Source organism: Paenibacillus sp. NRS-1782 (assembly GCF_050467685.1).
GTDB classification, from domain to species: domain Bacteria; phylum Bacillota; class Bacilli; order Paenibacillales; family Paenibacillaceae; genus Paenibacillus; species Paenibacillus terrae_A.
In genome coordinates this window covers 76,010-99,865 of record NZ_JBITPH010000016.1, presented here as the reverse complement: position 1 = coordinate 99,865, position 23,856 = coordinate 76,010, and the positions used below count along the sequence as shown (strand labels likewise).

The window sequence follows — 23,856 nt, the reverse complement described above, 5'->3', positions numbered from 1 at the left end:
AAAACATCGGCTAAACTAGACCATAGGGATTTTGCAAACGCCGGGGAATCTAATCGGTTTTTGTAAAAACACTATAAAATACAGCAAATAAAGGAGACCACGATGAATTCCGGAAAAGAGCGTATGATCGGATTGGGCATCATTGCCGTAGGACTGATTATTTTGTTGGGAAAACTGGGGGTCTTCTCCTTTTTGGGACAATACTTCTGGCCTTTGCTGATTTTAATACCTGGTATTATATTGCATGCGATGTACATGATGCGTAAGCTTTCCCCCATTATGCTGCTGCCGGCCGGGATTTTGTCGGTGTACGGTTTTTTATTTTTTCTCTGTAATACATGGGGCTGGCATCTGATGGTCTATCTATGGCCTTTGTTACTGCTGGGTGTGGCGGTTGGATTATGGGAATACGCTATTAATGATATAACGCTGCCTCGCACTGTATATACAGGGAGCATGATTTTGGGACTCGTTTCGGTACTTCTACTGATAATTAGCATGTTGAGGACCGGAATGATTTATGTTGTTGCAGTTGTATTGATCGGTGCAGGGATATGGCTGATGGTTAACAATCGCACCAAACGTAAATGGTAAACGACAAGCAGTGCAAAATTTATGGCGGTAAATTACGGAACAGCCAATAATGTCTTGCTTTATGACATTTTTCAACTATAATATTAATGGATATGATAAGAGCGTCGGAATGTTTTCTGACGCTTATTTTAAGGTTTTAACGCGATTCGGAAAGAGAAGCTGCCTGCTCAAAGCCTGAAATATACAGAGGGCTGGCAGGGAGCGAGCCTGAAGAACGATTGTTAGCCTTGGATAAGCATTACTTTCAGGATAGAGACACTATTTTGATATACGGAAAGGATATGGATACAAACCATGCATGCAAGAGAGAATATTCGCAATATTGCAATTATTGCCCACGTCGACCACGGCAAAACGACGCTTGTCGACAAGCTTCTTCAACAGTCCGGAACATTTAGAGACCACGAGGCTGTTCAGGAGCGCGCCATGGACTCCAACGATCTGGAGCGTGAACGCGGTATTACGATTTTGGCAAAAAATACAGCTATTACGTACAAAGATTATCTGATTAACATTGTGGATACACCGGGACACGCCGACTTTGGCGGCGAAGTGGAACGGATTATGAAAATGGTTGACGGAGTTTTGCTCGTCGTTGATGCTTACGAAGGTTGTATGCCGCAGACTAAATTCGTACTGCGTAAAGCATTGGAGTCAAACCTGACGCCAATTGTTGTTGTTAACAAAATTGACCGTCCGGCAGCTCGTCCAGCCGAAGTTATTGACGAAGTACTTGATCTGTTCATCGAGTTGGGTGCGAGTGATGAGCAGTTGGAATTCCCTGTTGTGTATGCTTCAGCACTGAACGGAACATCCAGTTTGGATGCTGAAAAGCAAGATGATAACATGCAGGCATTGTACGAAACCGTTGTGGATCACATCCCAGCTCCAACGGAGAAAATAGATGAGCCTCTTCAATTCCTCGTAACACTGATGGACTATAACGAATATCTTGGCCGCATTGCAGTTGGTCGTGTAAACCGTGGTATTATCAAGCAAGGACAAGCGGTTACGGTTATGCAGCGTGACGGCAGCAGCAAATCAGCGCGTATTGAGAAGCTGTTCGGTTTCCAAGGTCTGAAACGGATTGAAACCGATCAAGCGGGCGCTGGTGACATTGTGGCTATTGCAGGGATCAAGGATATTAACATCGGAGAAACGATTGCCGATCCAAACCATCCTGAAGCTTTACCTGTACTCAAAATTGATGAGCCAACGCTGCAAATGACCTTCCTGGTTAATAACAGCCCATTCGCAGGTCGCGAAGGTAAATGGATCACATCCCGTAAACTCCGCGAACGTCTTCTGAAAGAACTCGAAACGGATGTCAGCTTGCGTGTCGATGAAACCGACAGTCCTGACGCATTTATCGTATCCGGACGTGGTGAGTTGCATCTGGGTATTCTGATTGAAAACATGCGTCGTGAAGGTTATGAACTGCAAGTGTCCAAACCGGAAGTAATCGTGAAGGAAATTGATGGCAAGAAAATGGAGCCAATCGAACGTCTCCTCATTGATATTCCTGAAGAAAGCATGGGCGCAGTGATGGAAAGTCTGGGTTCCCGCAAAGCTGAAATGGTCAACATGATTAATAACGGCACCGGACAGGTTCGTTTGGAATTCCTGATTCCTGCACGTGGTCTGATTGGTTACACTACGAACTTCCTCACTTTGACTCGTGGTTATGGCGTAATGAACCATGCGTTTGACAGCTATGGTCCATTTATTGGCGGTCAAGTTGGTGGACGTCATCAAGGCGTACTCATTTCGACGGAAAATGGAAGCACTACATTCTATGGAATGATGGGTGTAGAGGATCGCGGTATTCTGTTCCTGGAGCCGGGTACTGAGATTTATGAAGGTATGGTCGTCGGAGAGCATACACGTGATAACGACATCGTTGTTAACATTTGTAAAGAGAAGCAATTGACGAACGTTCGCTCTGCAACAAAAGACGATACTGTTAAACTTAAAACGCCTCGTATCTTCTCTTTGGAACAGGCGCTCGAATATTTGAATGATGATGAGTATTGTGAAATTACACCTAATGCCATTCGTTTGCGCAAAAAGATTTTGAACAAAAGTGAGCGCGAGCGTGCAGAAAAACAGCGTAAAACAACACAAGCAAATTCGTAATTGATTGGATTGGTTTTGGCCACAGCGGCGACGCCCGGCAACGGGATGCGCCGCTGTATCTGTTTTAGGATTGTAAACTTGGAGAAATTTTATTTCTCAAAACGCAGGAAAAGGTGTTGAAGTTATGAGTAATCTTTCTAACGGATTGCCTCCCCGGACACAAAGCGGGAAAAAATCCGCCAAACCGAAAAAAACCAAAAAGAAAAAAAGCTTTTTCAGATCGTTTATGAAGTTTGTTCTGTTTCTGCTTATTATAGGTATCTTGGCGGCTGGCGGTTATACCTATTATCTATATAATCAGGTAGAGGAAGTTTTGGATACGGGGATCAATAAGGAAGTGCCCAAAACACAATTGGCCGAGGCCAAGCCTTTGACCATTTTGTTGCTTGGAACGGATTACCGTCCTGATCATCCAACTTATTTGTCAGACGTTATTATGGTAGCTACACTGAATCCGAATACCAAGTCATCTACAATCGTGTCGCTGCCGAGGGATACGCGGCTTGAGCTGGAAGGATATAAACCTCGTAAGCTAAATGAGTACTATCCGGTGTTCAAGGCTAGAGAGAAAGAGTCTGGTGAAGTCGCTGAAGAGCAAATGAAGAAGATGATCGGCAAATATTTGAACATTGACATTAATTATGTGACAGTTATTAACTTCCAGGGCTTTAGAGATGTTGTGGATCATTTAGGTGGCGTAGATGTTACGGTCGACAAAAATATGTGTTACCGTGACAGTGCAGATGGTACTAACATTAACTTGAAGGCTGGAGCACAACATTTGACCGGTGATCAGGCCCTAGATTTTGTTCGTTACCGTAAATCAAACTGTCGCCCGAGAACAGCTGAATCTGACGATTTTGATCGCAACCGTCGACAAAATCAGGTGCTTCATTCCTTAATTGACCAAATGCAATCCTTCAGTGCTCTAAGTAAATTTAGTGCAATTATTAAATCTGTTGATAAGAATTTGATGACAGATATTGAATCTCAGCAAATGAAAAATCTTGTACAGACCTATTGGAATATTTCCAAGCAAAATGTGAAATACAATCCGGTAGCAGGAACGTGGCGCAGTCCTTATGTCTATATTGATGAGCAACAGCTTGAATTGGCCAGACAATCCTTGCAAGAGGAGCTATCAAAAAAAGCGAGCGACAATAATACTGTCTCTTCTTCCAATTCTTGAGTGTGTATCTTTCTCCCCTCTTATGTTATACTCGCAGCGAGTAAAAGCTCAATTGCATAAGGGGGTTGAGGTATGTCTGAATGGGTAGCACGCCAAGGTTATGGTTTGGACATTCATACCTGTTTGCTGTCTAATCTCGTTTGCTTTTTCTGTAATGAAATGAATGAAATAAGTAAGTAAGGTCCAGTGAGTGATCACTGGGCCTTTTGTGTCTAATCCAAAGGTGTACAGGCTCTAAGGCTCTAATTACCTACCAACTTTTCGTTGTTTAACGCTGCTTCTGGGGTCTTTTTTCAGGGAATCAGCAAGTATTGGCTACCCGGTGAATAGGTATAGGTATGAAACACGAGATTGTCCACGCCGCTTTGGAGGGGATCTAAATGAAGAAAATTTTTGTGCTGGATACGAATGTGCTATTGCATGATCCGAAAGCCATCTTTACCTTCAAAGAACATGAAGTGGTTATTCCAGCTGTTGTTCTGGAAGAAATCGACTCCAAAAAACGCAACGCGGATGAGATTGGACGGAATGCTCGCAACGTATCACGATTGCTGGACGGGTTGAGGGAAGTAGGACATCTGCACAGCGGTGTTCCGCTTCCGCAAGGTGGGAGGCTCAAGGTTGAATTAAATCATCGGAGCTTTTTGAAAGTTCAGGAGATGTTCGGGGAAGTCTCGAATGATAATCGAATTTTGGCAGTCGCCTTGAACTATCAAATGGAGGAGAAGGAACTGCCTGAACCGCGTTCGGTGGTGCTGGTTAGTAAAGATGTGCTGGTGAGAATCAAGGCAGATGTGCTGGGACTGCTGACCGAAGACTATTTATCCGACAGAACCGGTGATCTGAGTGAGCTATATCCCGGGTACTCGGCAATTCAGGTGCATCCGTCCATCATAGATGAGTTTTATTCCAATCGTTTCTTACCGATTAAGCCATTGGAGCTGTCTTATACGCTATATCCTCATGAATTTGTTATTCTAAAAGATGAGATGGGGACTGGAAAATCGGCTTTGCTGAAAGTAAACCAGGAAGCAGACCGATTAGAGCCTTTGTATTTAAGCAATGAATCGGTGTGGGGGATCAGTGCGCGTAATGCCCAACAGCGGATGGCGCTGGAGCTATTGCTTAATGACGATATCCCATTGGTGACGATTACCGGAAAAGCGGGTACTGGCAAAACGTTGCTGGCGCTCGCTGCTGGTCTGCTCAAGGTAGAGGATGAACATCGCTACAAGAAGCTGCTAATCGCCCGTCCTGTTGTTCCTATGGGCAAGGATATCGGTTATTTACCGGGAGAAAAGGAAGAAAAGCTTCGTCCGTGGATGCAACCGATTTACGACAATCTGGAATATTTGTTTGATACCAAAAAATCAGGCGATATTGATAAAATTTTGATGGGCTTGGGGAGCATTCAGGTGGAGGCGCTCACTTATATTCGCGGGCGTTCAATACCTGGACAATTTATTATTATTGATGAGGCACAGAATTTGTCGCGGCATGAAATCAAAACAATCGTGTCCCGTGTAGGTGAGGGGAGTAAAATTATTTTGATGGGAGACCCGGAGCAAATTGATCACCCCTATCTGGATGCTGCCAGTAACGGCTTGACGTATGTAGTAGAACGCTTCAAGCAGGAAGGGATTAGCGGGCATATTATGCTGGAAAAAGGAGAGCGCTCCAAGCTGGCGCAGTTGGCAGCCGATCTGCTGTAGAAGCTCATATTACAATCCCATGATCAGGATGTTTATATACTGCGTAATGTTTGTTGTAAATAAGAAGACCTCGGGAGCATCCCGGGGTCTCTTATTTTTGTCCATGTATTATTTATGATAGCTATACAAGGGTGACAAAGCCTTACTTCAGGCTCAATTCGAGCTTAACCTCAAGTACCCCCGCTATGGTGCGTACCTCTGTGGCCTTGACATAAGAAATAAGTTGCTGCGGATAGAAGCCTAGATCAAAATCCTTTTCCAGCTTGTTACGGGTCGTATCTGGTAGCTCCAGCCCGTTAAAGACCAGGCGATCCACATGGAATAAAATCGCATTTTGCGGTTCATTCTCTACCGTGTAGTGCCCCTCTACCCTCAATTTCATGGTTCCCTGTTGACCTTCTACAACAATACGATCCTGCCCGAAGGAAAAGTTGAAGTGATTAAATAATTTATTTTCCGATTTCAGAAAACGGTTAAAATCATCCTCACGTATGCTTATCGTAATGATTTTTCCGTTTGTAACCATGGCTCCTTGCTGCTGCTGAATAAATTGAGGCAAATCCTGCATCGCTTGAGCCAGCGCTTTAAAATGCTTGTTCACCTCGTAGACGCCTACATTCTCCCAATAAGCTGTCATTTCGCTGATTAGCTTGCGTAGCGTATCCGGGTCATTGCTGTTGTTAACACCGGCATTTACACGCTCCTGAAGCAAAACAATGCGCTTACGTTGTTCCAACAAGTTTGTTTTGACCGTTTTCAAATCCGATGAGGCCCGTGTGACCTGTTCTTCCGTTTTTCGCATAATCCGATAATTGGACTCGTATTCCTGAAGCACATCCTGATCGTGGCTAATCAGCAACAAGTAGTAATCGTACAGGGAGAGAATCTGTTTAAGACTTTTAGCTCCCAGCACTACACTGAGCAGCTTGTCTCTTTCGCCCATATAATAGGAGCGCAGCACAGAACTCGCACGTTTCCTTTGCCTGATCATCTGCTCCTGCTGAGTGGCGAGATTGCTCCGTAGCTCCTGCTGACGTTGTAAAAGTATCTGTTGTTCCTGACTGATCCGCTCAATTTCATGGTCAATCTCGACGATTGACAGACTATCCTGCAAAATCCGGTTTGCTTCTTCTGAAGGAGCGGCCAGAACAGGACATACAGGCATGGTGGTTAATATCAAAATGATCGTTAGCAGAGTACAACTTATCATTTTTAGAGTGGGTCTGTTCATTGGTTTTCCCCTTTTATGTATTCCCGCAAAAAGTCTAACAGTAATATATATGTTCCTTTCTTATTCTTTAACCATTGATTTATTGTACAGCACCCAGAGGATGCTTGAAACCTGAAACTGTATTTGTCCACGTATGAGTTCTTATAGAAATGGAAATACAATTTAGTATCAAATAGATTCTATGAACTCTACGAGAGGCATAGAAATGAATAAACAGCTTTTATACCCTATTCAAATACCGGTAAGATCGGTTCATGAAGACGGTTATTTCAGGATGTTGTTAGGAGGGCTAGAGGCATGACTGCAATAAGACAAGATGCATGGAGTGTTGAAGATGATTTGATACTGGCGGAGGTGACATTGCGTCATATCCGGGAAGGTGGAACACAGCTCGCCGCATTTGAAGAGGTTGGGCAAAAAATAGGAAGAACCTCCGCAGCATGCGGCTTCCGCTGGAACAGTTGCGTGCGCAAGCGTTATGATGAAGCCATCAGCATTGCTAAAGCGCAACGTCAAAAACGCAGTTATATTCGCAAGCAGAGTCCAGTTGGTGTATCTCAGGTGGCAGCTTTTGCCACGCTTGATACGGCTCAAGGGCTATACAGAGCGGATGGAACGAGTGAGGATACGTTGTCCATTGACGCAGTGATCCGTTTTTTACGTCAATGGAAGGGATCTGTACAGGAAACCAATCGACAGATCAAAATGCTGGAAAAAGATTTACGTGAAAAGGAAGAGGAATTAAATCAACTTCGCTCCATTAATGATCGGTTGTCCAAAGAGGTTAATGAGGTGCAAACTGACTATCGCGTTGTGAATGATGATTACAAAGCCTTGATTCAGATTATGGACCGGGCCCGCCGTTTGGCTTTAATTACTGAGGATGAGGAAGAGCTTAAATCCAGATTCAAAATGGACGCCAATGGGAACCTGGAGCGCATTGAGTAGCAAAATTACAGCAGCAAATGTTAAATAGAACGTCAACTCACGCTTTGCCGTAGTTGGCGTTTTTTGTATTTCTCTAGAGTGCATATGATATAGTAGAAAAAAAGATGGAAGAGAGACGATACATAGGTGATTGATATTATTGGAGCAGGTTCGCTCGGATTGTCGTTTGCTGGAAGACTAGCGGCCTCAGGTACAAAAGTAAGGCTATGGACACGAACGCTTGAGCAGGCACGGATCATTGCTTGTGAAGGGATTACTGTACTTAAAAAAGAGGGGCATGTTGCTGTTCATGTGACTGGAGGAGACGAATTAAAGGCAGCGCCGTTGGCAGATTGGCAACGCTTGAATTCACAGGTTCCGGCACGGTGGATTTTGATAATGACTAAACAGGGGGCGATTGGGGAAGTGCTGGAGCAGATTAAATCTGCGGGCAATACAGAAAGCGATATCGGAATTGTTTGCTTTCAGAACGGAATCGGACATATAGAACGAATTAAACAAGCCTATCCAGAAGCGGCGGTATATCCTGCGGTAACGACCGAAGGAGCCAAGAGAATGGGAGTAGCATCTGTCTTGCATGCCGGGCTGGGGGCTACGGAGATTGGCTGTCCAGATGAGCTGGAGGAGAAACAGGTCGGAAGATTCGAACAATATGTGTTAAATAGGCTGCTTGCAGCAGGATTTGACGTTTGCTTGTCGAAAGAAATCGAGAACGGTATTTACCGCAAGTTGCTAATCAACGCTGTGATTAATCCGCTGACAGCAATATGGCGAATCCCCAATGGAGAGCTGCTTTCCGATCCGGGCCGTATACATATGATGCGCAAGCTATACGAAGAAGGCATTCAAGTGTACGAAGCCAATGGTATTCGGTGGGACAGCGCATGGTGGGATCAGATTATGAAGGTTTGCCGGACAACAGCAGAGAATCAGTCGTCTATGCTGGCCGATGTGCTTGCACATTCCATGACAGAGGTTGCTTCCATTAACGGACAGCTGGTGCAGATGGCAGAGCAAGCGGGGGTTACTGCACCAACCCATTCGGTATTATGGCAATTAATTGAGGGCATGCGGCTAAAAGAGGGGTGATCAGTTGAGTCTCATACAAGGTACCATCATCACATTTAGTATTCTTCCCTTTTTTCCGTTTCTGATCGTGTTTGCGGTTTGCCGCTACCTGCTTAAACTGGAAAAAAAGAAGTCGTTGCTTATATCTATGGACATTACTACGGCTTTTCTGATACTATCCGTCGCGGCGCTCTTTAATGTCATTTTTGCATCAAGATTCGGTTTTTATTTGATATTACTGCTGCTACTTTTGGCGCTGGGTTTAATTGGAGGAGCCCAAAATCGAATAAAGGGTAAGGTCGATGGGAAAAGATTATGTAGAGCCGTGTGGAGATTAACTTTTATAGCCATGACATTAGCGTATATTCTATTAACTATTGTTGGCATTTTTAAAAATATATTCAATAACGTGTGATATAACATGACATGAAAACCCGAAAAAATATGAATTAATCATGTTTTTTTGAAAAAAAAGCTCAATTTAAAGAAATGTGATGTAGATTTTTTTGACCGCTGGTTGTATAATCTATAAACATATACCACTTTAGAACTAGGGGGAAAACGCTAGATGAAAAGGAAAAGTTTTTTAGTCCTTTTGACACTCGTTCTTGCAGTTGGCGCACTGCTCGCAGGTTGTGGCTCTGCCAAGAACGATAACAATGGTAAGGGCGCACAAGAAAATGCATCAACTACGCCGGCTCCGGCCGACAAACAAATTTTGCGCATTAACCTTTCTTCCGAACCGCCAACCTTCGATCCGGCACAAGCTCAGGATAGTCAAACGAACACGGTTCTCAAAACTTTGTATGAAGGTCTCGTACGTATGGGTCCTGATGGCAAAGAAATTCCTGGTGTAGCTGAATCTTGGAATATTTCCGATGACGGCAAAACCTATACGTTCAAGCTTCGTGATACTGCAAAATGGAGTAATGGCGACCCAGTCAAAGCAAGTGACTTCGTATTTGCTTGGCAACGGGTATTGGATCCTTCCACGGCTCCAGCACCTCCATATGCTTACCAATTGTACTATATAAAAAATGCTGAGGGCTACAACCTGAGCACTTCCAAATCTTTTAAAGGCACTAAAATTACAGACTTCAAAGATGTAGGTGTCAAAGCAGTTGATGACCATACATTGCAAGTAGAACTGGATCACCCAACTCCTTACTTCCTGGGCTTGACTTCTTTCTACACCTTCTATCCTGTAAACCCTGCTATTAAGGGTAATGAAAAGTGGGCGGTTCAGAAAGACAGCATGATCACCAATGGACCTTACACTTTAACAACTTGGGACAGCGGTCAAAAGATCGAAGTTACCAAGAGTGAAAACTATTGGGGCAAAGATCAAATCAGGTTGAACAAAATTACAATGTCTCTTGTAAACAGTGGTGCAACAGAACTGGCTTCTTATAGAAGTGGACAACTTGATTATGCAGGTATGCCAAGCGGTGAAATTCCTACAGACCAAATTCCGGCTGTGAAAAAAGAACTGCCGAATGAGTTTAAGGCTAAAGGGATTGCAAGTACGTATTACTATTTGTTTAACGTAACTGAAAAACCATTTAATAATGTTAAAATCCGCAAAGCATTTGCGATGGCTATTCAACGCCAACCGATTGTTGAGAGAGTAACATTGGGTGGTCAAATTCCTGCTTACGGCTTTGTACCTCCAGGTATCAAAGGAGTTTCTCAGGAGTTCCGTACCGAAAATAAAGATGATTTCTTCAAAGAAGATTTTACTGAAGCGAAAAAATTACTTCAAGAAGGTATGAAAGAAGAAGGCGTAACTACACTTCCTCCTGTATCTTTGCTGTATAACTCCAGTGAAAGTCACCAAAAGATTGCTTTGGCAGTCGCTGATATGTGGAAGAAAAACCTTGGTGTGGAAATTAAAACCCAAAACCAAGAGTGGGGCGTATTTATTCAAACACGTAACAAGCTGAATTTCCAAATCGCTCGTGGTGGTTGGTCTGCCGACTACAATGATCCAATGACATTCCTGGATATGTGGACAACAGGCAACACTAATAATAATTCTGGCTACGCTAATCCTGCATATGATGCTTTGATTGAAGCAGCTAAGACAGAAACCGATCCAGCAAAACGCATGGAAGATTTCGCAAAAGCAGAGAAAATTCTGGTTCAAGACGATATGGTTATGCTTCCGATCTACTACTATTCAAATGTTTCTTTAACGAAACCGAATGTAAAAGACATAACTCTTGACTTTAGTGGAGCGATTGATTTCACAAGAGCGTATATTACACAGTAACTGAAGCTCAATTCTGAAGTTTAATAGTTACTTCGGGATATATATGTGGATACAACCATATATATCCCGTTTTTTTTTGTGTGTCATGATCTTTTCCATTATCATGTAACCATGCAAATAAGTAGGTTGGACATTCCAATTCTATTTCGATAAAATCGAATGGTGTCGAAAAAAATTTATGGGGGGTGTAAACGGGCAATGACGCGTTATTTGATCAGTAAATTTTTCTATATGCTGCTTTCCTTGTTCATTCTGATCTCTGCGACGTTTTTTCTCATGAAAGCAATTCCGGGTAACCCCTTCATGAGTGAAAAAGCGACTTCTCCTGAGATTCAAGCCCGGTTAATGGAGCAATATGGGCTGGATAAGCCTGTATATGTCCAATATTTCAAATACTTAGGTGATATTGCTTCAGGTGATTTTGGTATTTCCATGAAAAAGCTGAACCAAAGTGTTACTGACATTATTGGACAAACTTTTTCGGTATCGCTTAAATTGGGCTTTGTCGCCATAATTGTGTCGATTATTGTCGGACTCTTGCTAGGTATGCTCGCAGCTTTATACCATCGCAGGCTTATTGACAACGTCGCAATGATTTTAGCGATTATGGGGATTGCGGTTCCCAGCTTTGTCCTGGCATCGTTGATTCAGTTCTTCTTTGCACAGGAGTTAGGTTGGTTTAATGTCATGGGCTTTGATGGTCCAATGGATTATTTCCTGCCTGTTGTAGCTTTATCCGCTTCGCCAATTGCTTTTATCGCTCGACTAACGCGTTCCAGCATGCTGGAAGTGCTTCATGCGGATTATATCAAGACTGCTAAGGCTAAAGGTTTGAAGCCTGTTACGATAATGTTCAAACACGTTGTACGTAACGCCATTTTGCCGGTTGTTACCTATGTGGGGCCTATGACAGCAAATATTATTACGGGTTCCGTCGTTATTGAACGTATTTTCGGGATTGGTGGTATTGGTAAAGTATTCGTAGACAGTATTACGACCCGTGACTATACCATGATTATGGGAGTTACTATTTTTTACGGCATTTTGCTAATGGTGGCACGTTTTATTACTGATATTGCATACGGTTTTATTGATCCACGGATTAAGCTGACCGGCGGGAAGGAGGGATAACTTTATGTCTGTGAAAGACAATGCTGTGAATTTGGAGAAGCTTCAGGTACAACCGGAAGACTTTCAGAAAATCGGCGCGGATGAGAAGCAGTCTGAAGTTATTCAGCGTGAAAGCTTATCCGCTTGGCGTGATGCTTGGGAACGGCTTCGTAAAAATAAACTGGCAATGACAAGCCTGAGCGTTCTGATTTTTATTGTACTTGCTTCGATCGTTGGTCCGATGCTTTCGCCATACGATGACCGTACGAATGATTTGTTGAGCACCAATCTTCCTCCTTCGGCGGAGCATTGGTTCGGAACAGATGATCTGGGGCGTGATATGTTTGTCCGTACATGGATGGGTGCCCGAATTTCCTTGGTTATCGGTTTGGCCGCAGCAATGATTGACTTGATGATTGGTGTTATTTATGGTGGAATTATGGGTTACTTTGGTGGCCGTGTAGATGAAATCATGAATAAATTTTCTGAAATTCTGTATTCCATTCCATATCTGCTTGTTACGATCCTGCTACTCGTTGTACTGGAGCCAAGTATCACGACGATTATTATTGCGCTCTGTGTGACCGGGTGGATTAACATGTCGTGGATTGTGCGTGGTGAAATGCTACAGCTGAAAAATCGGGAATTTGTGCTTGCTTCCCGCTCGATGGGTGCAGGTGCAGGCCGTCTGCTGTTCCGTCACCTATTGCCTAACGCTGTGGGCCCGATTATCGTCACACTGACTTTGACGGTTCCAAGTGCTATTTTTTCCGAGGCTTTTCTGAGCTTCTTGGGATTAGGGGTACAGGCTCCTCAGGCTTCGCTGGGTTCAATGATTGAATCAGCATTGACAGGATGGATGTACTATCCTTGGCGCATGCTTTTTCCGGCAGGTTTGATCAGTTTAATTATGCTTGCGTTCAACCTTTTTGGTGATGGATTGCGTGATGCACTTGATCCGAAGCTGAAGAAATAGGAGGTGAGATCATGGTGAGTAGCAACAATTTAATTGAGGTTGAAGGTCTTAAAAAGTATTTTAATGTTGGCAAAAACCGTGTGCTCAAAGCGGTGGACAACCTGAATTTTTATATTCGCGAAGGCGAAACACTAGGTATGGTTGGTGAATCAGGTTGTGGTAAATCTACAGCGGGCCGCACCATTCTTCGATTATACGAGCCTACAGCAGGTAGCGTACGCTTCAACGGTACGGATATCTACAAATTATCATCAGGCAAAATGAAAGCTATGCGCCGTGATATGCAGATGATCTTTCAAGATCCGTATGCATCCTTGAACCCGCGTTTTACGGTTTCTGATATTATCGGTGAGGCACTGGATATTCACAACATGGCAGGTAGCCGTGCAGAGCGCAAAAAACGGATTGAAGAGTTACTGGATTTGGTAGGTTTGAACCCGGATCATGCAACCCGTTATCCGCACGAATTTTCCGGTGGTCAGCGTCAACGTATCGGTATTGCCCGCGCGCTGGCGGTTAACCCTAAATTCATCATTTGTGATGAGCCGATCTCAGCTCTTGACGTGTCTATTCAGGCTCAGGTTGTCAACCTGTTAAAAGAGCTTCAAGAGCGTCTTGGTCTGACATACCTGTTCATTGCGCATGATCTGTCAATGGTCAAGCATATCAGTGACCGGGTAGCTGTAATGTATATGGGTAAAATGGTTGAACTTGCAGAAAGCGCGGAGTTGTATGCAAACCCGATCCATCCTTATACGAAAATGCTTCTGTCGGCCATTCCGATTCCCGACCCGGAAGTGGAAGCCAACAAAAAACGGATTATTATGCCTGGTGATCAAGCTGGCCCCATTCATACAAATGATGCAACCGGCAATAAGTCAGGCTATAACCTGGAAAATGCTCAGCTGATCGAAGTGTCCAAAGGGCATTTTGTAGCTGAGCCTTACGCCTGATGTTGTTTTATGCACCAACCGCCGAGTTTGCTCGGCGGTTTTTTTGTGAGAAGCTTTGACGCGGACAAGGGCTTTCGGTACAATCAAGCAGTAAGGTTTTGGTGGAGACAGGAGGCAGACCCATGAGAATAATTCCGGAAGAGCTTCGCGGAGGGTCGGCTTTGGCAGAAGATTACATACAGGGTACAGGACGCGCACGCGATTTGTATGAATATGATGTTCTGCATGCCGATGCTTATGCCCAACGAGCGAAGCGCCTGGATGAGACGGAGCATCTGCGATTAAATCGTAACGATGTCGTAGCATGTCTCCGCATATACAATGAGCAATACAACGCACACGAGGCAGTTCATGCTTCATTGGATCGGCTGGAACAGCTAGACGCTCTGGTGGTAGTTGGCGGGCAGCAAAGTGGACTGTTCACAGGTCCGATGCTGGTCGTTTACAAAGCTGCTACGATTATTAAGGCGGCCAGGGAAGCGGAGGAGCGGCTGGGGCGTCCAGTTATTCCCGTTTTCTGGATTGCGGGTGAGGATCATGACTGGGATGAGGTCAATCATTCATATGTAATGGGGAATGACCTGCAAGCAGTCAAAATCAAGCTGAATAAGCAGCCGGAACGTCGTTCTTCGGTTAGTGCGATTAAGGTCGATGCCGCAGAGTGGAAGCAAGCTATGGCTGATTTAGAGCAAAGCTTGCCTGACTCAGAGCATAAGGCTGATATTTTACGCATGATTAAGCATGGTTTCAATGATTCTTACGGATTAGGTGAAGGTTTCGCCAAGTTGATGGGACTTCTTTTTGGTGCCTACGGATTAGTGCTGCTGGATTCAGCTGATCCTTCGCTGCGCAAGCTGGAGACATCCGTTTTCCGTCGGTTGGTTCAACACAATGATGAGCTGGAGCAAGCTTACCATGCGACTGCTGCACGGATTGTAGATTATGGCTATCATTTGCAAGCAGATGTGCATGAAGGCGGCGCCAATCTCTTTTATATCCATGAAGAAGAACGCTTACTGCTGTTCAAGCAAGATGGTCTATTCACGGATCGCCGCGGTCAGGTAGCATTTACAGTCGAAGAACTGCTCGAAGAGACAGACAGGCATCCAGAACGTTTTAGTAACAATGTCCTAACCCGCCCTCTTATGCAGGACTCACTGTTTCCAGTGCTGGCCTCTGTGCTGGGTCTAGGAGAAATTGCCTACTGGGCGATTACACGCGACGCTTTCGGCGTGCTGGGGATGCAGATGCCACTACTGCTGCCACGGATGTCCTTCATGTTGGTGGAGCCAGGTGTGGAGAAGCATATGCTTAAGTACGAATTGAGCTTTGGAGAAGTTAGAGACGGGCTTGAGGAACGGAAAAAGCAATGGGTTGTCACCCACGATCAACTTGGAATGCAGGAGCAATTTGCCGGGGCCAAGGAAGCTTTTGTCCGAATGTATGAACCACTGATACAGCAGTCAGGCTTGATTGAAAAAGGTTTGCTTCGGATTGGGGAAACCAACCGTGAAAAGATTCTGGAGCAGATTGCCTATCTGGAAGCAAAAGTTCAGGGAGCACTGTTCCGGCAAAATGAAACAGCGCTTCGTCAATGGGATCGCATCGAGTGGTCACTTTTTCCGTTCGGACAGCCCCAGGAACGGGTGTATACGATCTATCATTTTCTAAACCGTTACGGTCTCAGCCTGATCGATATGATTATGGATGTGCCGACCGATCTGACGGGTACGCATCGTGTCATTTATGTATGATTTAGCATGTTAACAGCTACAACCAATATGAAGGAGGAACAAATATGACTTCCCATTCTTTGCAAAACAGCATCGTTCACGATCTTAATCTGGCGCCTGAGGGTCATCTGAAAATTGATTGGGTGCAAGCCCATATGCCGGTATTGAACCGTATACGTCAACAGTTCGAGCAGGAGCAGCCTTTTAAGGGTCTGAAGGTAACCATCTGTCTGCATCTGGAGGCCAAAACGGCCTACCTGGCTAAAGTAGTACAGGCGGGCGGGGCTGAGGTTACAATTACGGGTAGTAATCCGTTGTCCACTCAAGATGATGTTTGCGCAGCATTGGTTGAAGATGGAGTTACGGTTTTGGCTAAATACAATCCGGACCCTGCTGAGTTTAAAAGCTTGCAAATTAAGGCGCTGGAAACGAAGCCGGACCTTATTATTGATGACGGGGGCGACCTGGTTACTCTCTTGCAATCCGAACGCCCTGATTTGATTTCTACCATCCGCGGTGGGGCGGAGGAAACGACTACCGGGATTATCCGCTTGAAGGCGCTCGAAAAAGAAGGTCAACTCCACTTCCCGATGGTGGCCGTTAATGATGCTTACTGCAAATATTTGTTTGACAATCGTTATGGTACTGGACAGTCAGCATTCGACGGCATTATTCGCACAACCAACCTGGTTGTGGCAGGCAGCACGGTCGTCGTGGTGGGTTATGGCTGGTGTGGTAAAGGGGTTGCGATGCGTGCGAAAGGGCTGGGAGCCAATGTGGTCGTAACCGAAGTTGATCCTATCAAGGCAGTAGAAGCGCATATGGATGGTTTCCATGTGTTGCCGATGGTGGAAGCAGCCAAGCTGGGTGACTTCTTCATTACGGTGACTGGCAACAAAGCCGTAATTACCGGGGAGCACTTTGATGTCATGAAGGACGGGGCTGTGCTGTGCAATGCGGGGCATTTTGATGTGGAGGTTAGTAAGCCTGAGCTTGCCAAACGTTCCGAATCCATTCGGACGGTGCGTCGTAACATTGAGGAGTACCGCTTCAAGGATGGACGTAAAATGTATTTGCTGGCAGAAGGACGCCTCGTGAATTTGGCTGCGGCGGATGGTCATCCTGCGGAAATCATGGATACCACGTTTGCGCTTCAGGCGCTTGGCTTGAAATATGTGAACGATCGTTATAATGAGTTGGGCAAAGCCGTAATTAATGTACCTTATGAAATTGATGCGCAGGTAGCCCGCTTCAAGCTAGATAGCCTGGGAATCCAAATTGATTCTTTAACAGAGGACCAAAAGGTCTATCTGGATAGCTGGAATGCATAACTTGAGCATTGCCGATCACAATGTCCGGGTTCAAAGGTTTTAACGTGTAACACAGGTGTCTGTATAGGTTGGTATGATGAATGGGACTAAGCCCTTTATTTTCATGTTGTTTCGAAACCTGATGCATATTGTCGGGAGTTCGTCTCATGGAATAAGGGGCTTTTTGGCGAGTTATGATACTTGGCGACAATAATAGACATCATCGTATGGATTTGTCGTTTATCACTTTTTGGAAATGTAAAGAAGGTCTTTGATTTTTTAAAGCGAATCTATTATGCTTAGGTGGTGGAAAATGGGCCAAAGTGGGAGAATGGGGTAAGGGGTGACGAAACCAATGTTTATGGGGGAGTTCCAACATAGCATTGATGAGAAGGGGCGGCTTACTGTTCCGGCCAAGTTTCGTGAACTTCTCGGTGCCTCGTTCGTGGTTACCCGCGGGCTGGACCAATGCCTCTTCGTGTATCCCATGGATGAGTGGGCTGTCATGGAGAAAAAACTTAAAGCACTGCCTTTGATGAAGGCCGATGCGCGGGCGTTTACCCGGTTTTTTTTCTCGGGCGCGACTGAATGCGAATTGGACAAACAGGGCAGGGTAAATTTACCGGGGAATTTGTGCGAATACGCCAAGCTTACCAAAGAGTGCGTCGTATTGGGAGTGTCTACCCGGGTAGAGATTTGGAGCAAGCACACTTGGGAGCAATATTTCAGCCAATCAGAAGAAGCATTTAACGACATTGCTGAGAAATTGGTTGATTTCAACTTTGAATTGTAATTTAGGAGGTCAGCCGTTTGTTTCACCACATTACCGTACTCAAGGAAGAAGCAACACAGGCACTAAACATCAGGCAGGACGGGATCTATGTGGACTGCACGTTGGGAGGGGCAGGACACAGTTCCGTCATTGCGTCACAGCTTGGCCCTGAGGGAAGGCTGATTGCCTTTGATCAGGATGACTGGGCATTGAACAATGCGCGCGAGAAGCTGTCGGCCTACGAAGGAAAGATTTCATTGGTGAAGTCCAACTTTCGCCACTTGCAGGACAGGCTGGCTGAACTGGGATTGCCCGAAAAAGACGGCGTCCCACAGGTCCAGGGTATTTTGTTCGATCTGGGTGTGTCCTCGCCCCAGTTCGATGAGGGGGAGCGGGGATTCAGCTACAATCATGATGCGCCGCTTGATATGCGGATGGATCAGAGTAGCTCGCTGACGGCTTACGAGATTGTCAATGAATGGCCAGAAGCAGAGATTGCGCGTATTTTGTTTCACTATGGAGAAGAGAAGTTTTCACGCCGGATCGCGAAGATTATGGTTGAACGTCGAAAGAACAAGCCTATTCACACAACAGGGGAACTTGTCGATATTATCAAAGAAGGAATTCCGGCTGCGGCACGCAGAACCGGGGGACATCCGGCCAAACGCAGCTTTCAGGCTTTGCGGATCGCTGTAAACGATGAGTTGGGTGCACTGGAAGATACTTTGCATCAGGCAGTTAAATGCCTGGCTCCAGGGGGCAGAATTTCGGTCATTACGTTCCATTCTCTGGAGGATCGGATATGCAAGCATATTTTCAAGGAGTATTTGGCGAGAAGCATATATCCATCTGATTTGCCTATTTTGGAGGACAAAATGATAGGCGATCTAAAGCTGGTGAATCGTAAGCCGATTGTGGCATCAGAGCAGGAATTGGAGCTTAATCCACGGTCCCGGTCAGCCAAGCTGAGAGTTGCCGAGAAATTATGAATTTAATGGAGAAGGAGAGGCGACATGGCTTATACACGCGGTAATTTGGCTGTAAAAGAAAGAGCCCGTCAGGAACAGGTTCAGCAACAACGGTATCGTGAAACCACCAAAGTCGTTACACGCCGCAGAGAGCTGCCGATTCGGGAAAAGCTGCTGTATATTTTGACACTTGTAGCGTGCATTATCATTGCTGGTATGCTGATTGGCAGGTACGCGCACATTTATCAAATCAATTATTCGATTAATACAGCGAGCAAGGACATTTCCAAATTACAGACCAATATCGCCCAACTGAAAATTCAGAAGGAACGGCTGGAAAATCAGATTGTACCTACGGCAAAGGAACAGGGATATATCGAGCCGACAAGAGAGCCCATTCGTGTGGAAAAGCAGGCTGCCAAATAGTTAGTTAGGAGCATAGCATCAAGCTATGCTCTGACGTACATTTTTTCGCAGAGAGGTTTGAGCTATGGTCAAAAGAATAAAGCTTCGCACACTGCTGATAGGGGGATGTATTACCCTCTTTTTTCTTGTTCTGCTACTTAAGGTATTTTGGATTCAGGTCGTGAGCGGGGAATACTGGCATAATCAGGTAGTTACGCAGGTGAAAAGAGACCAGGTGATCCAGCCCAAGCGCGGAACGATTACGGATCGCAAGGGAAATGTACTGGCTGCAGATGCCCCTGCTTATACGGTAGTGGTCAACCCAAGCATCATTCAGGAATATGATCTGGAAAACGAGGTCGTAGCCAAACTGCATCAGCTGCTCAAAACACCTGAGGACGAACTGAGAAAGCATCTCTCGGCCAAGGACAAAGACGGTAAATATTTAATAAACCGCGAGATCCGTAACGGAGGCTGGAAGGTAGATCCTGAGCTCAAAACTCAGGTGGATAGGTTCAAAGAATATTTAAAGGATAAGTACGAAGTGATTGGAGCTGTGGATACGGTTCAGGAATCCAAACGCTATTACCCGGAAAATAAACTGGCTTCTCATGTTCTTGGCTATTACCGTAAAGATGGTACAGCAGGCATGGGGTTGGAAGCTTATTATAATAAAGAGCTCTCGGGTACGGCTGGAAAGCTTCTTTATCAGCGAGATCGAAAGGGAGTTCCTCTTCAGGGATCGGAGAGCATCTATGAACCGGCACAAAATGGTAAGAATTTAAAGCTGACGATTGATGATACAATTCAGTATTATATAGAGGGCGCTATGCAGGAAGCTATTGCAACATACAATCCGAAAACGATGACGGTTGTAGCAGCAGATCCCAAAACGATGGACGTTCTCGGTATGGCAAGTTACCCCAATTTTAATCCCAATACATACGGGAGCACATCTTCGATGGAATATTTCCGTAATAATGCAACTCAGTCCATCTATGAGCCAGGCTCCACGTTTAAGATTGTAACCTTGGCTGCGGCAGTTCAGGAAAAGGTGTTCAATCCAAATGAAACCTATCAGTCTGGTATGATCCGAGTCGGGGGATGGGATATTCGTGACGTGAGTCGAAATTGGGGAACGTTAACCTATCTTCAAGGGGTTAAGCGTTCAAGTAACGTCGGTTTCGTCCATCTGGGGCTGGATAAGCTGGGCGGCGAAAGGTTGAGGAAATATATTAACAACTTCGGATTTGGTGTGAAAACAGGGATTGATCTTCCGAGTGAGTCTAGCGGAGCCATTACGTTCCACACCCAATACAAATCCGAAGTCGCAACGGCTGCATATGGACACGGACGTGTTCAGGTAACTCCAATCCAGCAGGTAGTGGCTATCTCGGCCATTGCTAACGGTGGTAAGCTGATGCAGCCTCATCTGGTGAAGGAAATTACGAACCCGGATACAGGGGAAGTACAGACGATTCAACCGAAGGAAGTCCGCCAGGTGATTTCGCAGGAATCGGCATTACAGACCAGCAGCTATCTGGAGCAGGTCGTGTCTGACCAAGAAATTGGCACCGGGCGTCTTGCTTATATTGATGGGTATCGTGTTGCTGGTAAAACAGGCACAGCGACGAAAGTTGTGGGCAAAGTGTATGACCATTCGAAGGATGTCGTGTCCTTTATCGGCTTTGCACCCGTGAATGATCCGAAAATAGCTGTCCTGATTGTTATGGATGAACCTAACAAATCGGTAGGTGGAGGTACCGCAGCAGCCCCTGTGTTCAAAAAAATCGTATCCCAGTCGCTGCAATATATGGGAGTTCCCAAAACAGGAGCCAAAGCGAATAAATCAGACAGTGCTACTGTGAAAACGGTGAATCTGCCGACAGTGCCACAATTAACCGGTCAGGTGAAGAAGGATGCGCAAAACGCATTGCTCAAACAGGGGATTGCCTATGAAACGGTCGGCAAAGGCTCCAAAATTGTCCGTCAGTATCCGGAGGCAGGCGTCAAAATGAAGCCGGGACAACGCATTTATTTGCTGACTGAGGATAGTGCCAACATGACCATTCCCGACTTTACAGGCGTCTCGTTGCGTGACACGCTGCAAGTGTTGACGCTCATGAAGGTGGGCGTTCAGGTAAGCGGCGAAGGTTATGTTGTCTCGCAAAAGGCACAAATGGTGAGTGGCAAGCGGATCGTCAATGTGACGCTCCAGCCGGCTAAAGAAACCGTGACCGGAGTAAAGCCGGAGGAAACATCGGACCCAACTACCGGCGTAGCATCTAAACAAAAAGACAGTACAGTGAAAACGAGTACCGATTCAAAAACTGATACCACTGCGAGTGCAAGCTCCAGCAGGGAGACTTCCAAAGGTGGGAGCTCCGCTGTAGCCGATGAAAAAAGTGCGGCTGCAATTAAAGGTGAGGATAACTGATAGCTTGTTCTAACGTCCGTTTTTTTGAATATTCATGAGGTAAGACATGTCATGAGTATTTGGAGGAACGGAGGGGAGCGCGTTTGAAGAAATCTAACGTGACCATGCGGCGCAGGCTGGTATGGGGGCTGCTGGGATTGTTTGTATTGTTTGCAGCCTTGTCGGTCCGGCTCGCCTATGTTCAATTGGGTAAAGGGGGCGAACTCTCGGCCAAGGCCGAGGAATCGTGGCGCCGGAATATACCTTTTGCCGCCAAACGCGGCGAAATTTTGGATCGGCAAGGTATGGCGCTGACCTATAATGTCACTTCGCCGACAGTCATGGCGATACCGGTGCAGATCAAGGAGCCGGAAGAAACGGCGCGCAGGCTGGCGCCCTTGCTTGACATGAGCGAGGATAAAGTACTCAAGCTGATTACCAAACGAACAGCAAGCCAAAAACTTCAGCCCGGCGGACGAAAAATTACGATGGAGAAAGCGCAGCAAATTCGTGATTTGAAGCTGCCGGGTATCGTTGTTGCTGAAGACAACAAACGTTATTATCCTTATGGCGATTTGGCGGCTCATATTCTCGGGTTTACGGGAATTGATAATCAGGGGTTGACGGGGGTAGAGAAAAAGAACAACAGCAAGCTTCGGGGTATTGACGGAAGCATTGCGTATCTATCCGATGCAGGCGGTCGCCTGATGCCCGGTTCTTCTGAGAAGTACGTTGAACCAAAGGATGGTCTGAACTTGCAACTGACCATTGATAAGTCTGTACAGTCTATCATGGAACGGGAGCTTGACCAGGCTATGGTCAAATTCCAGGCTAATTCCGCGTTGGCCATCGCAATGAACCCCAAGAATGGGGAGATATTGGGCATGGCCGGGCGACCAGGCTATGAGCCTGCGCTATATAAACAATATGCACCTGAAATTTACAATCGAAATCTGCCGATTTGGATGACATATGAACCAGGCTCTACTTTTAAAATTATTACTTTGGCCGCTGCATTGGAAGAAAAGAAGGTCAATCTCAAAAACGATCACTTTTTCGATCCGGGTTACATTGAAGTTGGCGGGGTTCGCCTGCGCTGCTGGAAAAAAGGAGGCCACGGCAGCCAGACCTTCCTTCAAGTCGTGGAAAACTCCTGTAATCCAGGCTTTGTGACACTGGGTCAGCGTCTAGGTAAGGAATCGCTGTTCAAGTATATTCGCAATTTTGGGTTCGGCAGTAAAACGGGCATTGACATGATTGGCGAGGGGAATGGTATTTTATTTAAGTTACCCCAGGTAGGACCGGTAGAACTGGCGACAACTGCCTTTGGTCAAGGGGTATCTGTCACTCCGATTCAGCAGGTGACGGCTGTGTCGGCTGCGATCAATGGCGGCAATCTGTATAAACCTCACATTACAAAAGGCTGGATTCAACCAGAGACAGGCAAGGTGCTGGAAAAAGTAGAGCCTGAACTGGTGCACAGAGTCATTTCAGAGGATACCTCCCGACAGGTGAGGGAAGCGCTGGAGAGCGTCGTTGCGAAAGGCACAGGCCGCCCCGCTTTTATTGAGGGTTACCGGGTGGGAGGCAAAACAGGCACAGCGCAAAAGGTGATCAACGGACGTTATTCATCCTCGGAGCATATTGTATCCTTTATCGGTTTTGCCCCGGCGGATGATCCGCAAATAGTCGTCTATACCGCTGTGGATAACCCAAAGGGCATTCAATTCGGCGGTGTAGTCGCTGCGCCAATCGTGCAAAATATTTTGCGGGATTCGCTGCTTGCTTTGAAAATACCACCTCGTACCAATCAGATTGCCAAGGAATACAAGTACGGGGAAAATCGAATGGATACGGTGCCGGATTTGGTAGGTGCTACTGTGGCTGATTTATACGAAGATTTGAATATGAACTTTATGCTCGTAAAATCCGGGTCAGGCAAGACGGTTGTCAGTCAGGCACCAAAGCCAGGCTCCCGGTTGGAGCGGGGATCAACAATCCGTATATATATGGGGGATTGATAGGTTCTTTTTATACCCATACTATGATTAACGAGAGAGCAA

At 45.7% G+C, this 23,856-nt stretch carries 19 protein-coding genes; 18 read left to right on the top strand and 1 reads right to left on the bottom strand.

Annotated elements, in window-relative coordinates:
• Window positions 1-102: 102 nt before the first annotated feature.
• The 4 genes from ACIFQM_RS06645 to ACIFQM_RS06630 all read left to right on the top strand — a co-directional run bounded on the left by ACIFQM_RS06645 (window position 103) and on the right by ACIFQM_RS06630 (window position 5,631).
• Entirely contained in the window at window positions 103-594 is a 492-nt protein-coding gene (locus ACIFQM_RS06645) for a hypothetical protein (RefSeq protein ID WP_430041743.1), read from the top strand.
• A 294-nt stretch (window positions 595-888) separates the two neighbouring features.
• Entirely contained in the window at window positions 889-2,730 is a 1,842-nt protein-coding gene (gene typA, locus ACIFQM_RS06640; protein WP_430041745.1) for a translational GTPase TypA, read from the top strand.
• A 124-nt stretch (window positions 2,731-2,854) separates the two neighbouring features.
• The gene (locus ACIFQM_RS06635) at window positions 2,855-3,919 is read left to right on the top strand and encodes an LCP family protein (RefSeq protein WP_430041747.1); all 1,065 of its coding nucleotides are present in this window, start codon (window positions 2,855-2,857) and stop codon (window positions 3,917-3,919) included.
• Window positions 3,920-4,299: 380 nt separating this feature from the next.
• A complete protein-coding gene (locus ACIFQM_RS06630; RefSeq protein WP_430041749.1) occupies window positions 4,300-5,631 on the top strand; it encodes a PhoH family protein in 1,332 nt (443 codons plus the stop codon).
• A 142-nt stretch (window positions 5,632-5,773) separates the two neighbouring features.
• Here ACIFQM_RS06630 and ACIFQM_RS06625 read toward each other — a convergent pair whose 3' ends face one another.
• On the bottom strand, window positions 5,774-6,862 hold the full coding sequence (locus tag ACIFQM_RS06625; protein WP_430041751.1) for a hypothetical protein: 1,089 nt from the start codon (window positions 6,860-6,862) through the stop codon (window positions 5,774-5,776).
• A gap of 297 nt (window positions 6,863-7,159) precedes the next feature.
• Here ACIFQM_RS06625 and ACIFQM_RS06620 point away from each other — a divergent pair, with 297 nt between their 5' ends.
• From ACIFQM_RS06620 to ACIFQM_RS06555, 14 genes are all read left to right on the top strand, one after another.
• Window positions 7,160-7,810 carry an RsfA family transcriptional regulator gene (locus tag ACIFQM_RS06620; protein ID WP_430041753.1) on the top strand — a complete coding sequence of 217 codons (651 nt, stop codon included), beginning with the start codon at window positions 7,160-7,162 and terminating at the stop codon, window positions 7,808-7,810.
• 126 nt (window positions 7,811-7,936) lie between these two features.
• On the top strand, window positions 7,937-8,899 hold the full coding sequence (locus ACIFQM_RS06615) for a ketopantoate reductase family protein (protein ID WP_430041754.1): 963 nt from the start codon (window positions 7,937-7,939) through the stop codon (window positions 8,897-8,899).
• Window positions 8,900-8,903: 4 nt separating this feature from the next.
• Window positions 8,904-9,293: a DUF3397 family protein gene (locus tag ACIFQM_RS06610; RefSeq protein WP_430041756.1), complete on the top strand. Its 390-nt coding sequence runs from the start codon at window positions 8,904-8,906 to the stop codon at window positions 9,291-9,293.
• A gap of 153 nt (window positions 9,294-9,446) precedes the next feature.
• A complete protein-coding gene (locus ACIFQM_RS06605; protein WP_430041757.1) occupies window positions 9,447-11,150 on the top strand; it encodes a peptide ABC transporter substrate-binding protein in 1,704 nt (567 codons plus the stop codon).
• Between the two features lie 198 nt (window positions 11,151-11,348).
• Entirely contained in the window at window positions 11,349-12,281 is a 933-nt protein-coding gene (locus ACIFQM_RS06600; RefSeq protein ID WP_430048661.1) for an ABC transporter permease, read from the top strand.
• 4 nt (window positions 12,282-12,285) lie between these two features.
• A complete protein-coding gene (locus ACIFQM_RS06595) occupies window positions 12,286-13,236 on the top strand; it encodes an ABC transporter permease (protein ID WP_430041758.1) in 951 nt (316 codons plus the stop codon).
• A gap of 11 nt (window positions 13,237-13,247) precedes the next feature.
• A complete protein-coding gene (locus ACIFQM_RS06590) occupies window positions 13,248-14,189 on the top strand; it encodes an ABC transporter ATP-binding protein (protein WP_430041760.1) in 942 nt (313 codons plus the stop codon).
• 122 nt (window positions 14,190-14,311) lie between these two features.
• The gene (gene bshC / locus ACIFQM_RS06585) at window positions 14,312-15,943 is read left to right on the top strand and encodes a bacillithiol biosynthesis cysteine-adding enzyme BshC (protein WP_430041762.1); all 1,632 of its coding nucleotides are present in this window, start codon (window positions 14,312-14,314) and stop codon (window positions 15,941-15,943) included.
• Window positions 15,944-15,987: 44 nt separating this feature from the next.
• Window positions 15,988-17,253 (top strand): adenosylhomocysteinase, encoded by a 1,266-nt coding sequence (locus ACIFQM_RS06580; RefSeq protein ID WP_430041764.1) that lies wholly within the window; start codon window positions 15,988-15,990, stop codon window positions 17,251-17,253.
• A gap of 334 nt (window positions 17,254-17,587) precedes the next feature.
• Window positions 17,588-18,025, top strand: a complete 438-nt coding sequence (gene mraZ / locus ACIFQM_RS06575; protein ID WP_007431201.1) for a division/cell wall cluster transcriptional repressor MraZ — start codon at window positions 17,588-17,590, stop codon at window positions 18,023-18,025.
• Between the two features lie 17 nt (window positions 18,026-18,042).
• Window positions 18,043-18,993 (top strand): 16S rRNA (cytosine(1402)-N(4))-methyltransferase RsmH, encoded by a 951-nt coding sequence (gene rsmH / locus ACIFQM_RS06570; RefSeq protein WP_044648183.1) that lies wholly within the window; start codon window positions 18,043-18,045, stop codon window positions 18,991-18,993.
• 24 nt (window positions 18,994-19,017) lie between these two features.
• The gene (locus tag ACIFQM_RS06565; RefSeq protein WP_430041767.1) at window positions 19,018-19,398 is read left to right on the top strand and encodes a hypothetical protein; all 381 of its coding nucleotides are present in this window, start codon (window positions 19,018-19,020) and stop codon (window positions 19,396-19,398) included.
• A gap of 64 nt (window positions 19,399-19,462) precedes the next feature.
• Complete coding sequence (locus ACIFQM_RS06560) at window positions 19,463-21,814, top strand: penicillin-binding transpeptidase domain-containing protein (RefSeq protein ID WP_430041770.1); 2,352 nt, start codon at window positions 19,463-19,465, stop codon at window positions 21,812-21,814.
• Between the two features lie 83 nt (window positions 21,815-21,897).
• Window positions 21,898-23,814, top strand: coding sequence for a stage V sporulation protein D (locus ACIFQM_RS06555; RefSeq protein ID WP_430041771.1), 1,917 nt, complete (start codon window positions 21,898-21,900; stop codon window positions 23,812-23,814).
• The last annotated feature ends 42 nt before the right edge of the window (window positions 23,815-23,856 follow it).

Excerpts from the sequence above, each read along its gene's own strand:
- ACIFQM_RS06645 (WP_430041743.1), top strand. The coding sequence starts at position 103 with ATGAATTCCGGAAAAGAGCGTATGATCGGATTGGGCATCATTGCCGTA.
- typA (WP_430041745.1), top strand. The coding sequence starts at position 889 with ATGCATGCAAGAGAGAATATTCGCAATATTGCAATTATTGCCCACGTC.
- ACIFQM_RS06635 (WP_430041747.1), top strand. The coding sequence starts at position 2,855 with ATGAGTAATCTTTCTAACGGATTGCCTCCCCGGACACAAAGCGGGAAA.
- ACIFQM_RS06630 (WP_430041749.1), top strand. The coding sequence starts at position 4,300 with ATGAAGAAAATTTTTGTGCTGGATACGAATGTGCTATTGCATGATCCG.
- ACIFQM_RS06625 (WP_430041751.1), bottom strand. The coding sequence starts at position 6,862 with ATGAACAGACCCACTCTAAAAATGATAAGTTGTACTCTGCTAACGATC.
- ACIFQM_RS06620 (WP_430041753.1), top strand. The coding sequence starts at position 7,160 with ATGACTGCAATAAGACAAGATGCATGGAGTGTTGAAGATGATTTGATA.
- ACIFQM_RS06605 (WP_430041757.1), top strand. The coding sequence starts at position 9,447 with ATGAAAAGGAAAAGTTTTTTAGTCCTTTTGACACTCGTTCTTGCAGTT.
- ACIFQM_RS06600 (WP_430048661.1), top strand. The coding sequence starts at position 11,349 with ATGACGCGTTATTTGATCAGTAAATTTTTCTATATGCTGCTTTCCTTG.
- ACIFQM_RS06595 (WP_430041758.1), top strand. The coding sequence starts at position 12,286 with ATGTCTGTGAAAGACAATGCTGTGAATTTGGAGAAGCTTCAGGTACAA.
- ACIFQM_RS06590 (WP_430041760.1), top strand. The coding sequence starts at position 13,248 with ATGGTGAGTAGCAACAATTTAATTGAGGTTGAAGGTCTTAAAAAGTAT.
- bshC (WP_430041762.1), top strand. The coding sequence starts at position 14,312 with ATGAGAATAATTCCGGAAGAGCTTCGCGGAGGGTCGGCTTTGGCAGAA.
- ACIFQM_RS06580 (WP_430041764.1), top strand. The coding sequence starts at position 15,988 with ATGACTTCCCATTCTTTGCAAAACAGCATCGTTCACGATCTTAATCTG.
- mraZ (WP_007431201.1), top strand. The coding sequence starts at position 17,588 with ATGTTTATGGGGGAGTTCCAACATAGCATTGATGAGAAGGGGCGGCTT.
- ACIFQM_RS06565 (WP_430041767.1), top strand. The coding sequence starts at position 19,018 with ATGGCTTATACACGCGGTAATTTGGCTGTAAAAGAAAGAGCCCGTCAG.
- ACIFQM_RS06560 (WP_430041770.1), top strand. The coding sequence starts at position 19,463 with ATGGTCAAAAGAATAAAGCTTCGCACACTGCTGATAGGGGGATGTATT.